This is a genomic window from Paramylibacter ulvae, assembly GCF_014652655.1.
Lineage (GTDB): Bacteria > Pseudomonadota > Alphaproteobacteria > Rhodobacterales > Rhodobacteraceae > Amylibacter > Amylibacter ulvae.
This window is the reverse complement of the sequence record NZ_BMZF01000001.1, coordinates 853,640-866,059: the sequence shown is the minus strand read 5'-3', so window position 1 is coordinate 866,059 and position 12,420 is coordinate 853,640. Positions and strand designations below refer to the sequence as shown.

The 12,420-nt window shown below is 50.0% G+C and carries 11 protein-coding genes; 6 read left to right on the top strand and 5 right to left on the bottom strand.

Going from position 1 to position 12,420, the window contains the following annotated elements:
- The first annotated feature begins 11 nt into the window (after positions 1-11).
- A complete protein-coding gene (locus IE094_RS04275) occupies positions 12-983 on the top strand; it encodes a GlxA family transcriptional regulator (RefSeq protein WP_189639292.1) in 972 nt (323 codons plus the stop codon).
- Here IE094_RS04275 and IE094_RS04270 read toward each other — a convergent pair whose 3' ends face one another.
- Positions 984-2,042, bottom strand: coding sequence for a PQQ-dependent sugar dehydrogenase (locus IE094_RS04270; protein ID WP_189639291.1), 1,059 nt, complete (start codon positions 2,040-2,042; stop codon positions 984-986).
- Between the two features lie 94 nt (positions 2,043-2,136).
- On the opposite strand from IE094_RS04270, the gene IE094_RS04265 reads away from it, so the two are divergent.
- The 5 genes from IE094_RS04265 (at position 2,137) to IE094_RS04245 (ending at position 7,169) form a co-directional block, all read left to right on the top strand.
- The gene (locus IE094_RS04265) at positions 2,137-2,919 is read left to right on the top strand and encodes a 3-hydroxybutyrate dehydrogenase (RefSeq protein WP_189639290.1); all 783 of its coding nucleotides are present in this window, start codon (positions 2,137-2,139) and stop codon (positions 2,917-2,919) included.
- Positions 2,920-3,116: 197 nt separating this feature from the next.
- The gene (locus IE094_RS04260) at positions 3,117-4,109 is read left to right on the top strand and encodes a taurine ABC transporter substrate-binding protein (protein ID WP_189639289.1); all 993 of its coding nucleotides are present in this window, start codon (positions 3,117-3,119) and stop codon (positions 4,107-4,109) included.
- A 74-nt stretch (positions 4,110-4,183) separates the two neighbouring features.
- Positions 4,184-4,987 (top strand): taurine ABC transporter ATP-binding protein, encoded by an 804-nt coding sequence (locus tag IE094_RS04255; protein WP_189639288.1) that lies wholly within the window; start codon positions 4,184-4,186, stop codon positions 4,985-4,987.
- A complete protein-coding gene (locus IE094_RS04250; protein WP_189639287.1) occupies positions 4,987-6,318 on the top strand; it encodes an ABC transporter permease in 1,332 nt (443 codons plus the stop codon). The genes IE094_RS04255 and IE094_RS04250 overlap by 1 nt, the downstream gene beginning before the upstream one ends.
- Before the next feature lie 83 nt (positions 6,319-6,401).
- Positions 6,402-7,169, top strand: a complete 768-nt coding sequence (locus tag IE094_RS04245; RefSeq protein WP_189639286.1) for a M48 family metalloprotease — start codon at positions 6,402-6,404, stop codon at positions 7,167-7,169.
- 23 nt (positions 7,170-7,192) lie between these two features.
- Here the strand turns inward: IE094_RS04245 and IE094_RS04240 are convergent, their stop codons facing one another.
- The 4 genes from IE094_RS04240 to IE094_RS04225 form a co-directional block, all read right to left on the bottom strand.
- Positions 7,193-8,596 carry an MATE family efflux transporter gene (locus IE094_RS04240; protein ID WP_189639285.1) on the bottom strand — a complete coding sequence of 468 codons (1,404 nt, stop codon included), beginning with the start codon at positions 8,594-8,596 and terminating at the stop codon, positions 7,193-7,195.
- 6 nt (positions 8,597-8,602) lie between these two features.
- Complete coding sequence (gene gltX / locus IE094_RS04235; protein WP_189639284.1) at positions 8,603-9,922, bottom strand: glutamate--tRNA ligase; 1,320 nt, start codon at positions 9,920-9,922, stop codon at positions 8,603-8,605.
- Positions 9,923-10,073: 151 nt separating this feature from the next.
- A complete protein-coding gene (locus IE094_RS04230; protein WP_099591720.1) occupies positions 10,074-10,418 on the bottom strand; it encodes a GIY-YIG nuclease family protein in 345 nt (114 codons plus the stop codon).
- 248 nt (positions 10,419-10,666) lie between these two features.
- The gene (locus tag IE094_RS04225; protein WP_189639283.1) at positions 10,667-12,328 is read right to left on the bottom strand and encodes an NAD+ synthase; all 1,662 of its coding nucleotides are present in this window, start codon (positions 12,326-12,328) and stop codon (positions 10,667-10,669) included.
- Positions 12,329-12,420 lie beyond the last annotated feature (92 nt).

Below are 12,420 nucleotides of genomic sequence, written 5' to 3'. Positions count from 1 at the left end.
AAGGCACATCAATGAACTCAAATCCTAAGCCGCACCATTTCGTTTTTCTGTTGCTCGGCGAATTTTCACAAGCCTGTTTTACCTGCGCATTGGAAGCATTGCGCCAAGGCAACCGTGCGGTTGGTTATGATGCCTATACGTGGTCCATCGCTGCGGAAACGGGTGACATGATGGCGGGATCAAACGGGATCGAGATGAAGTTGAATATGAATCTGGACGAGGTGAACCGCGACGATACGATCGTGGTGTGTGGCGGATTGAACATCGCACAAAACACGACCAAGCCGATTATCAACTGGTTGCGCCGAGAATCGCGCAAGGGTGTTGCCATCGCGGGGATTTCCACTGCGTCATACACATTGGCCAAGGCGGGTTTGTTGGATGGGCGGCGGTGCACCATCCATTGGGAAAACCACGATTCATTCGAAGAAGATTTCCCAGAGGTCGAATTATTAAAAACCGTTTATGTCATCGACGGCAACCGCATGAGCTGTGCGGGGGGCACGTCGTCCATCGATTTGTTTTTGAAAATCATTTCCGATGATCACGGCCAAGACGCAGCAAACTGGGTTTCGGATCAATTGATTTACAATTCCCCGCGCACCGAAAAAGACGGGCAACGATTGTCCATTCCCACACGTATCGGCGTGCGCCACCCCAAATTGGCAGATGTGATCAAAATGATGGAGGAAAACATCGAAGAACCGATTTCCCCATCCATCCTTGCCAAGGATGTTGGCATGTCCACACGCCAATTGGAACGGCTGTTTCGTCGATATCTGGATCGATCACCCAAACGATACTACATGGAATTGCGCCTGCAAAAGGCACGCAATTTGTTGATGCAAACAGGCATGACCGTCATCAATGTCGCACTTGCCTGTGGGTTTGCATCACCGTCGCATTTTTCCAAATGTTACCGTGCGCAATATAACACCACGCCATATCGCGAGCGTGGTTCGCAAATGTCCGTCGACAATTAATTATTGCGGCGTGATGCGATAGGCTGCGCCATCACCCACGGATAAAAACCAGATTGATCCATCGGGGGCTTCGCGAATATCGCGGATGCGTTCATATTTGTTTTGAAACAGGCGCTCCACCTCTGTTGCGGTGGCGCCTGATGTGGTGCTGCGCGAAATCATATCGAATTTCAATGACCCCACGAAAATCTGATCTTTCCATTTGGGGAACAGCTTGCCCGAATAAATCATCATCCCTGATGGTGCGATGGAAGGGTCCCAATACAATGCGGGTTGTTCCATGCCCTCCCTGGATTGGCCTTCGCCGATTTTTGTGCCTGAATAATTGCGCCCATATGAAATGATCGGCCAGCCGTAATTTTTACCTGCAACGGGTTTGTTAATTTCATCGCCACCCTTTGCACCATGTTCCACGGTCCACAAATTGCCCGCGTTATCCAGCGCCGCACCCTGTGGGTTGCGATGCCCGTATGAGTGAATAACAGCGGCGCCCGCGCGCGATACCCGCACAACCTTACCATTAAAATGATCCATGCTCTGCGCCAATTTTCCGTTGCCGCGATCACCGATGGTTAAAAACAAATCACCGTTTTGCGCCTCGACCACGCGCGATCCGAAATGATGGGTGGATTTGCTGGTGTATTTTTGGCGGAACAATACGCGCAAATTGGTTAGCTGATCACCATTTGGCGACAGCTTGGCCACCGCCAATGCAGTATGACCGCCCGCATCAGATGGCTCGGCATATGTTAAAAACACCTCGCGCGAATTTGCAAAATTGCGTGAAACAACGATATCCAACAAGCCACCCTGCCCTTGGGCATGAACGGCGGGTACACCCGAAACTTTGTGCCGTTTCCCGTCGTCGAAATAATATAGATCGCCATCGCGTTCAGTAATCAGTTGATCGCCATTTGGCAAAAACGCAATCGCCCAAGGCGCATAAAGGTCATCAACCATTTTTGTCACCGTCACCGTGCCGATATCGGTTTTCACATCTGTGGCATGTGCTGCCATGGCGACAAGGCTAGAAAAAACAACAGTGCAAAAAATACGCATAAACGGAACCTTTCAGATTGATTAATCACACTATCCTTTAGATAGTCGCGATAACAAAATCACAATATTATCAGGATCAACAAAGGGTCGTTTCATGCTGACAGGAAAATCCGCGCTTATCACAGGTTCAACCAGCGGCATTGGACGAGGCGTTGCAATTGCGCTGGCGTCATTGGGGTGCAAGGTCATGATCAACGGGTTTGGCGATCAGGGTGATATTGATGCGCTGCTTGGTGAATTACGCGCAGCATCTGGTACGGATGCCATTCACCACGGCGCGGATATGACCAAACCCGATGAAATCGGTGATATGGTGCAAACCTGTATCGATCAATTGGGCGGCGTTGATATCTTGGTCAATAACGCGGGCATCCAATTTGTATCCCCCGTGGATGAATTCCCCGTTGAAAAATGGGATCAGATTATCGCGATTAACCTCACATCCAGCTTTCACACCATCCGCTTGGTGCTGCCACATATGAAACAAAACAAATGGGGGCGGATTGTGAATATCGCCTCGGCGCACTCGCTGGTGGCATCGCCGTTTAAATCCGCCTATGTCGCGGCGAAACATGGGATTGCTGGATTAACCAAAACCGTCGCATTAGAGGCCGCACAACATGGTATTACCGTCAACGCGGTGTCACCGGGATATGTCTTAACGCCATTGGTTCAGGCACAAATCCCCGATACGGCGGCTGCGCGTGGGATTACCGAGGAGCAGGTTGTGAATGATGTAATGCTCGCAGCACAGCCCACAAAACAATTCGTTGAAATTGATGATGTGGCGCAAAATGTTGTGCATTTATGTTCGGATGCGGCCAAGGGCATCACGGGTGCCAACCTGTCGATTGATGGCGGCTGGACCGCGCAATAGTTAACAATCGCACCGCGATAACTTAAACTTGGTTTTGGAAAAATCGAAACAACGCCGATTTGACGGTATCGGATAGCAATTTCTTTGCATTGGTACGGGGATTATTGCAGCATTTGATATGGATTCGTGAAAAACGCGAACAATACGGTCCAAAATCGGATCAAATTATAGCTTGCAATCAATAGGGAGAACGCAAGATGAAACTAACAAAAACAATGACCGCAATGGCAGTTGCGCTAATGGCGACTACGGGTGGTGCACATGCCCTGGACGAATTGACCGTCGGGTATTTCTTGGAATGGCCAACGCCAAACCAATATGCACAAGCCCAACAAATGTATTCCGAAGCATTGGGCATGCCTGTCAAATGGGTATCTTTTGATGCAGGTACGGCAATGTCCGCCGCGATGGCATCGGGCGATGTGCAAATTTCTTTTTCACAAGGTGTAACACCGTTCTTGGTTGCAACTGCTGCGGGTCAAGATCTGCAAATCGTTGATATCGCCGTGTCCTATTCCGACAATGACAACTGTGTTGTGCGTTCAGAATTGGAAATCGACGCATCAAACGTGGCCGAATTGAAAGGCAAGAAAGTCGCTGTACCACTTGGTACTGCTGCGCATTCTGGTTTCTTGGCACAGATGAAACATTTTGGCATTGCCGAAGCAGACTTGAACATCGTTGACATGGCGCCACCAGATTCTGCGGCTGCGTTTTCACAACCAAATACGGATCTGGCCATGGTATGTGGCTGGGGTGGTTCATTGCGCACAATGAAAGAATACGGCAACGTGTTGATGTCAGGTGCCGAAAAAGAAGCCGTTGTTGGCAAAGTGTTTGATGTCACATCTATCCCAACATCATTTGGCGAAGAAAATCCAGAACTGCTGGCCAAATTCTTGGGTGTGACTGCGAAAATGAATGCAATGTACGCAGCCGACCGCGCCCCAATGATGGAAGCAATTTCCAAAGAGGCCGGTATGGATCTTGAGGGTACAACAGCCGTTCTTGACGTGTTTGCATTCCCAACAGTCGACGAACAATTGTCAGATGCTTGGTTGGGTGGTTTCGTTGGTGAATACCTCACGTCTTCTGCCAAAACATTGGAAGAAAGCGGTAAAATCGAAGCATTGGATGATTACAACGCATTGATCAACACCAGCTACTTGGAAGCTGCGTCAAAAATGTAATTCCCGTTGGGAAACAAAACGCAAAGGCCACGCGCTGGCCTTTGCATCTTTGATATCTAACAATTGGAATCACGATGACAGGTCTGGTAATCGACGATGTTTCCATGACTTTCGAATTGCCCAACGGTGGCAATGTCGAAGCGCTTAAAAACATCAATTTGGAAATTAAAGAAGGCGAACTGATGTCGGTTCTTGGCCCTTCTGGTTGTGGTAAAACCACATTTTTGAACATTTTGGCTGGGTTTCTGGCCCCCACTGCGGGTGTAATGACCTTGAATGGTCACAACATCACAGGGCCACATCCCGAACGTGGCATGGTGTTTCAACATGGTGCGTTGTTTGAATGGATGAACGTATCCCACAACATCGGGTTTGGCCCCAAGATGAAGGGCACGCCACAGGTTGAAATCGATGCCAAGGTGGAAGAGCTGCTTTCGATTGTTGGCCTACAAGATTTCGGCGAAAAGATGATTTACGAAATGTCGGGGGGGATGCAACAACGCGTCGCCCTTGCCCGTTGTTTGGCAAATGATCCTGACGTGATTTTGATGGATGAACCGCTGGGCGCACTTGATGCGTTGACGCGCGAAAAGATGCAATCTCTTGTGCTCGATATTTGGAAAAAAACGGGTAAAACAATCATCCTGATCACCCATAGCGTGGAAGAAGCATTGTTATTGGGCGAACGCCTGTTGGTGATGGCACCCCGCCCTGGACGTGTGCACAAAGAATACAAATTACCATTTGCCGAATTGGGTGTTGGTGCTGATCTGCGAGAGGTGAAACGCCACCCCGAGTTTGGCCCCACACGTGATGAAATCCTCAACATGATTTGGGACATGGAAGAAGAAATCATGGGCCGGACGGAGAACGCATAATGGGAAAAGAAATTCTTGATGTATTGGGCGTAACGCTTTGGATGATCGTTGGGATCATCGGTATTTTTGCGCTTTATCTTGCGGTCAGTGGTCTGTGTTATCTGGTGCAACGCGCCTATTACAGAGGGCGCGATCGCGCCAAGGGATACACCAGCCTCAAAACGGTCACCTTTGGTGATGAAAGTGCGGTTACGGGCAATCGCATGGCATCCGTTGCCGCCGTAATTACGCTGTTTTTGTTCTGGGGCATTGCCACGGGTTCAAAACTACTCCCCCCGATTTTACCACAACCATTCGTTGGTGAAAGCGCGTTTGAATACACGGCTGTGAACGCGGCGGGTGAATCCGCAACGGGTACGGTTTTGGTTCAGGTGAACGCGGCCGATTCCGATGATAAATCCAAACCAGACCCCGCCAGCGTTGTTGGTGCCAGCTTTGCCAAAACCGATGTTGTGGTGGTGGCAGAGCGGCGTGCAAAATTGGTTAAGGTGCAATCAAACGATGATGGCGGCGATCAGGATGGTTATACCGTCACGGCGATTAACGGCAAACCGATCGCGCCCGAGGAAACCGTATCGTTTGATGACGGTGATGTATTCATGACCGCCAAAGGCAGCCTGTCTGTACGCCCCGCCACCGGCATGACGATGGAGGCATTATATCTGCCCCCACCCGAAAAGGTTTGGGAACGTTTTATACAACTGAACAAAGAGGGATACTTGGGCGTTGGCCTGTGGGAAAACGTATTCTGGTCATTGATCCGCGTTGTCGTTGGTTTTGCGCTGGGCTGTTTGTTTGGCATCCCGCTTGGATTTGCGATGGGGTTAAATTCATGGCTTCGCGGTTGGTTCGAACCGATTGTGGAATTCATGCGCCCCGTGCCACCCTTGGCGTTGATCCCGTTGATCATCATCTGGTTTGGCATTGGCGAACAGGGCAAGATCAGCTTGCTGTTCTTGGCGGCCCTTTGGATCATGACCATCGCCGCACGTTCTGGCGTATCAGGTGTGAATATTGCCAAGGTCCACGCGGCATACAGTTTGGGTGCCACCAAAAAACAAATCCTAACCAAGGTGATTTTGCCTAACTCCTTGCCTGAAATATTCACAGGTGCGCGGGTTGCGATGGGGGTTTGTTGGGGTACGGTTGTTGCTGCCGAATTGGTGGCGGCGGAAAAAGGTGCGGGTAAAATGATTATCGCCGCATCAAAATTTTCGCTGACCGATATTGTGATCATCGGTATCATTATCATTGGTGTGATCGGATATCTGATTGATGTGTTGATGCGTATTGCCGAGCGCCGCTTGGTTCCATGGAAGGGCAAAGCGTAAACAACACCCTTTGTGAAAATTCAAATTAGCGTTGCGCGGTGAAACGTGCAGCGCTATTATTTTTACAACCAAAGGGATTAATTATGAAATCAGCATTAACGATCGGTACAATTTTACTGCTATCGGCCTGTGTTCCCACAACCACGCCGACCACAGAAACCAAACCATCCACAAAACCCACCGCCGCCGCGCCAAAGGCACCCCAAGTAACCCGTAGCGCATCAAGCGGTGTCAGTGCATATAAACGCGTGGCACAACGCGTTGAACCCGTGGCAGAGGCCGCTTGCCGTAGCTTTAGCCGTGACATGCCCCGCACGTTCTGTGATTTCCGCATCACCGTTGATCAAGATGCCCGCAAAGCGCCAAACGCATATCAATCCGTCGGCAGCGATGGTCGCCCCGTAATTACATTCAACATCAACATGTTGCGCACGATCAAAAATGACGACGAGGTCGCATTTATCATGGGCCACGAAGCAGGGCATCAAATTGCACGCCATCTGGTGAAAAAACGCAGTAATGCCAATGCGGGTGCGCTATTGGGTGCATTGGTTATGGCGGGGCTTGGCGGTGATCCAACCGATGGGGCCAATTTGGGTGGCGCCATTGGCGCGCAATCCTATTCCAAGAAATTCGAGCTGCAGGCCGATCGCATTGGTGCGCATATCGCAACCCGTGCAGGTTTTGATGCCATTACGGGTGCGCGATCTTTTGAGCGCACGGGTGGTTCTAATTCGTTGTTATCCACACACCCACCAGGTGCGGATCGGTTTAACACGGTGAAACAAACGGTTGGCCAAATCCGCGCAGCCAAAGCCCAAGGAAAAACCGCACCAATTACTTGGCAATAGTCGGCGGTGATTCATAACCATCGTTACTGACGATGGTTCATCACCTTAAAACTACGCTCATTGGGCCCCATCGCGGGGCCCTCTGTTTTTGCGGCGTCTAATTTACGTGCATCATTGATGGTTTTGCGTGCCAATATAAACGCAACAATCGCGACCAACACACCACCGAGCATTTGCCCGATCAAAACGCCCTCGGCCCCCCAAAATTTTGCGGTGACATAAACAATCGGCGCGATCCCCAACGTGTTGCGCCCCCAATTGATCCATGTCGCATAATACGGATGCCCAAGGTTGTTATAGGCCGCGTTGGATACAAATATGATGCCCGTGAATATCCACGCCAAGGACAGCGGCCCACAAAACAGATAGATCAAATCGCGCGTTGTCCCGACCGCATTAAACGCATCGGCAATGTGAACGCGCAAAAGGTATAACAACAACACCATCGCGCTGACGTAAATCGCAACCAACATCACCGATTGGCGATATGCCATTTCCACGCGATCAAAATTACGCGCCCCAAAATTTTGCCCAATGATCGGACCAATGGCACCCGACATGGCAAAGATCAGTGCAAATGATATCGGCGTCAGGCGGGCAATAATCGCCATGCCCGCCACCGCTTCTTCGCCATAAATCGCGGAGATGCGGGTTACGAATGCTATCCCGACGGGCATCGCCACATTGGCCAACATCGCAGGGAATGCGATATTGGCAATCGGGCGAAAATCTTTGAATACTGGTTTCAATTTCAGGCTGGAAAACCCGCCATACCGGCGAAAAATCGGCCAAAGCGCGACAATGGTCATTGCCACACGCGATATCGCCGATGCCCATGCTGCGCCGTTTAACCCCATATCGAGCGTAAAGATGAATATCGGGTCAAGCACCGCGTTCACCACCCCCGCGGTCAATGTTGCCGCCATTGATAATTTCGCGGCACCGTGGCTTCGCAAAGTGGCGGATGCCACGATCCCACACATCAAAAACGGCATGGTGGGCACGATAATTTGCAAATACCCCACGGCCATATCTTGGGTGCTGCCCGTGGCCCCTACCCATCCCGTGATGGTATGAAGGTTGAACCAAATCAGACTGGAAACCAGCACTGTAAAGGCAAACCCAAACATGAGCGCGTGGGTAAATGCCTCTTTCGCGCGTTCGGGATTATTTTGCCCCAGCGATTTGGCCACCAGCGCACCCGCCGCAATCGACAACCCGATGCTCATCGAACTGGAGAAAAATATTATCGTGCCGGCAAATCCAATCGCCGCGGCCAATTCGGAAATACCCAGCATGGATATGAAAATCATATCCACCACGTCCACGGCAAAAATCGCGAGCAATCCCACAGATGCGGTCAGTGACATGGTGATGATATGGCCGATCAGGCTACCCTGAAGGAATTTCGCCTGCTCGTTTGCCATATGGAATTATAATCTCGTTTTTTTCAACATCGGCATCAGTTTAGACATGTCAGGCCCGTGTTCCATTCCTGTCAGCGCCTTTCGCAGTGGCATGAACAGGGTTTTACCCTTGCGCCCTGTCGCGTCTTTGACCGCGGTTGTCCATGATTTCCAACTGGTGTCATCCCATGGTTGGGCTGGTAACAAATCCTTGGCGGTGGCAATAAAATCGGTATCTTCGCCGTCGATCAACGGGGTGGCACCATTGTTCACCAAATCCCACCATTTTGCGATATCTTTGCGGGTGGCGATGTTTTCACGCGACAACGCCCAAAACGCATCTGCGTCACCACTTGGCACGCCCAAGGCATTCAGATCGTCCGCTACCGCATCAACGGGCATCATCGCCAATGTTTTGGATGTCAGCGGGGTTAAATCCGCAACATCGTATTTTGTGGGTGCTGATCCAAATTTTGACAGATCAAAACCTGCGATCAATTCATCCATATTGGTCATCGGTTCCACAGGATCAGATGAACCAATACGCGCCATATGCGCAAGCAGTGCCATGGGTTCAACACCCGCGGCACGCAGATCGCGCAATGACAATGTGCCAAGACGTTTTGACAGTGCCTCGCCCGCAGGACCTGTCAGCAATGAGTGATGGGCAAAACTTGGTACGTTTCCGCCCAATGCCTCTATAATTTGGATTTGGGTGGCGGTGTTTGTCACGTGATCTGACCCGCGCACCACATGTGTGACACCAAAATCAACGTCGTCACAGACGGATGCCAACGTATAAAGGAACTGTCCATCGCCGCGGATCAACACAGGATCGGATACCGATGCCGCATCGATTGACAGATCACCCAAAATCCCATCCGACCAGTTGATGCGTTCTTGGTCCAGCTTAAACCGCCAGTGGCCATCACGGGTTTTACGCATTTCATCGCGTTCATCGTCCGATAATGCCAGCGCGGATCGGTCATAAACCGGTGGCTTGCCCATGTTCAGTTGTTTTTTACGCTTCAGGTCCAATTCAACGGGGGTTTCAAAGCATTCGTAAAACCGCCCAGCCGCACGCAATTCATCGGCGGCAGCGTTATAGCGATCCAAACGATCAGATTGTTTTTCAACCCGATCCCAATGCAGGCCCAGCCATTCCAAATCTTGCATGATCGCATCGGCATATTCCTGTTTGGAACGTTCCGGATCCGTATCATCAAGGCGCAGAATAAATTGCCCACCCGCCTGTTTTGCGATCATATAATTAAACAGCGCAGTGCGCAGATTGCCAACATGGATAAAGCCGGTCGGGCTGGGTGCAAAACGTGTGGTGGTGGTCATTGGAATCGAAACCTTGTAATGGATTTCATTCCTCTTACATTCCTGCGCCACAAAGGTGAAGGGCAGAGTATTTCACAACCGCGCCAGAACTAAAAAAGCGTGCCTGAAACAGACACGCTTGAACTCGCTAAAATAAACTTAGGTATAAAAATTAATGTGCGCGTGCACCGCCGCCAATGGCCGCGTTGAAATGCGTGTGTGTTTCGCGAACACCACGTTGCGCCAAATCGCGCCACGCCGGATTTTCGCGTTCAACCAGATAAAACACCCAGTCACGGCGCAAATTCGCGATACGCTCTTCGCGTTCCAGTGCCGCATCCAATGTGTCGTGTTTTTCGTACCAAACAAGCCGAGACATCTTTTCGTCCCACGCAGAAGCAGGACCGTTATCTTTGCCGAGTTTTAATGGACGGTTAACCAAATCTCTTGTCACACCAACAGCGCACAATCCGCGATGTCGGTTGGTGACGATATATGTATAATAACAATCTTTCATGAAGCCCCCCAAGACTTTGTGTACTAACTACTCCTGCACTCTTACTTAATATTATTAAAAAAATTTCAACGATTCTGAACTAAATTAATGTAACTTTTATCACTATTTTGCATCAATTCGGCAATCTAGCCAAAACGACATGTCCTTTTGGACAGGTAAACTGGTTGCCCACGTTAATCATTTTGTTTATTACTTTTGACGCTAGGTAAATTTAGCAAAAATTTCACAGAATCACTTGTTCATGAAACTTAACTCTGATCGCGCCAACGATTGACGATGGGATAGCGTCGATCAAGCCAAAATGCCTTGTGAGTCAAGCGCGGGCCAGGTGCGGATTGGAACCGTTTATATTCTGATATGTAAACCAGATGTTCCACCCGTTTTACCACATCGCGATCAAATCCAGCGGCGACGATTTCGGCCACGGATTGATCCAGATCTACCAAACGTTCCAAAATATCATCCAGAATTTCATAGGGTGGTAGACTATCATCATCGCGCTGATCTTCGCGCAATTCTGCGGTTGGGGGTTTATCAATAATCGCCACGGGGATCACAGCCCCCGATGGCCCCATCATCCAATCGCGATGATTGGCATTGCGCCAACGACAGCTTTCAAACACACGCATTTTATACAGATCTTTCAGCGGATTATATCCACCCGACATATCGCCATAAATCGTGGCATACCCCACCGCGACCTCTGATTTATTGCCCGTGGTCAGCAACATTTCACCAAATTTGTTCGACATCGCCATCAACAACAAACCACGCAGACGCGATTGGATGTTTTCTTCGGTCAAACCTTCAACCAGCCCTGCAAATAATGGCGCCAATGTTTCGGTGATCGCCGCACGCCCCGCCGCAATCGGCACAGTGTCGTAATGACAGCCCAAATTGGTCGCAATTTCGGCGGCATCATCAAGCGAGCTTTGCGATGTGTATTCCGATGGCAACATCACACAGCGCACGTTTTCTGCGCCCAGCGCATCAACCGCAATGGTGGCTACAATCGCACTATCCACCCCACCCGACAGGCCCAACAGAACCTTTTTAAATCCCGTTTTACACATGTAATCGCGCAACCCTTGCACCATCACACGATAATCTTGTTCCCATTCATCGACATGGGCGATTTTTTCGCCCTCGCTTGCTTGCCAACCGCCGTCATCGGTACGGGTGAATTCAACATGTTGAATGGATTCATCAAACAGCGGCATTTGCATCGCCAAATGCCCGCCACGGTTCAAAACAAATGAACCGCCGTCAAAAATCTGATCGTCCTGCCCGCCGACCATGTTCAAATAGACCAGCGGCAAATCGTTTTCGATCACACGTGCCACCATATGATTGATGCGTCGCTCAAATTTGCCACGGTAATAGGGTGAACCATTGGGCACGATCAAAATTTCCGCACCGCTTTCGGCCATGGTTTCACACACAGGCGCATGCCATGCATCCTCGCAAATGGGCAGTCCAACACGGATGCCATCCAAATTGATCGGCCCTGCCAATGGGCCCTTGTCATAAATGCGCCGCTCATCAAACACATGGGTATTGGGCAATTCGTGTTTGCGCATGGTGGCAATAATCTTACCCCCCTTCAGCACAAAATAGGCATTGTAAAGCTGTCCATCTTCCAACAATGGCCCGCCAATCCCAATGCTTGGCCCATCCGCCGCTGCAAGCGCCAGTTTTTCCACATGCGCCATGCAATCCAGCACAAAGGCATCTTTCAGCGCTAAATCCTGTACCTGATAGCCACAGATGAACATTTCAGGCAGAACCACAAAATCAGCGTCATTTTGCGCAGCTTGGGCATGGGCATCCATTGCCTTGGCCATATTTCCCGCTAAATCACCCACAGTTGGGTTTAATTGCGCGAGCGTTAACCTGAATTTATTGTCCATTGTGGTTCCTTTGGGAAATTGACCCTATGTTTGGATATTTAACAGATGTTTGAGGGTTTAAAAGGTAGAAGGGTAAAAAACGTTGTCAGGAT

Excerpts from the sequence above, each read along its gene's own strand:
- IE094_RS04275 (WP_189639292.1), top strand. The coding sequence starts at position 12 with ATGAACTCAAATCCTAAGCCGCACCATTTCGTTTTTCTGTTGCTCGGC.
- gltX (WP_189639284.1), bottom strand. The coding sequence starts at position 9,922 with ATGACCACCACCACACGTTTTGCACCCAGCCCGACCGGCTTTATCCAT.
- IE094_RS04245 (WP_189639286.1), top strand. The coding sequence starts at position 6,402 with ATGAAATCAGCATTAACGATCGGTACAATTTTACTGCTATCGGCCTGT.
- IE094_RS04255 (WP_189639288.1), top strand. The coding sequence starts at position 4,184 with ATGACAGGTCTGGTAATCGACGATGTTTCCATGACTTTCGAATTGCCC.
- IE094_RS04240 (WP_189639285.1), bottom strand. The coding sequence starts at position 8,596 with ATGGCAAACGAGCAGGCGAAATTCCTTCAGGGTAGCCTGATCGGCCAT.
- IE094_RS04225 (WP_189639283.1), bottom strand. The coding sequence starts at position 12,328 with ATGGACAATAAATTCAGGTTAACGCTCGCGCAATTAAACCCAACTGTG.
- IE094_RS04260 (WP_189639289.1), top strand. The coding sequence starts at position 3,117 with ATGAAACTAACAAAAACAATGACCGCAATGGCAGTTGCGCTAATGGCG.
- IE094_RS04270 (WP_189639291.1), bottom strand. The coding sequence starts at position 2,042 with ATGCGTATTTTTTGCACTGTTGTTTTTTCTAGCCTTGTCGCCATGGCA.
- IE094_RS04230 (WP_099591720.1), bottom strand. The coding sequence starts at position 10,418 with ATGAAAGATTGTTATTATACATATATCGTCACCAACCGACATCGCGGA.
- IE094_RS04265 (WP_189639290.1), top strand. The coding sequence starts at position 2,137 with ATGCTGACAGGAAAATCCGCGCTTATCACAGGTTCAACCAGCGGCATT.
- IE094_RS04250 (WP_189639287.1), top strand. The coding sequence starts at position 4,987 with ATGGGAAAAGAAATTCTTGATGTATTGGGCGTAACGCTTTGGATGATC.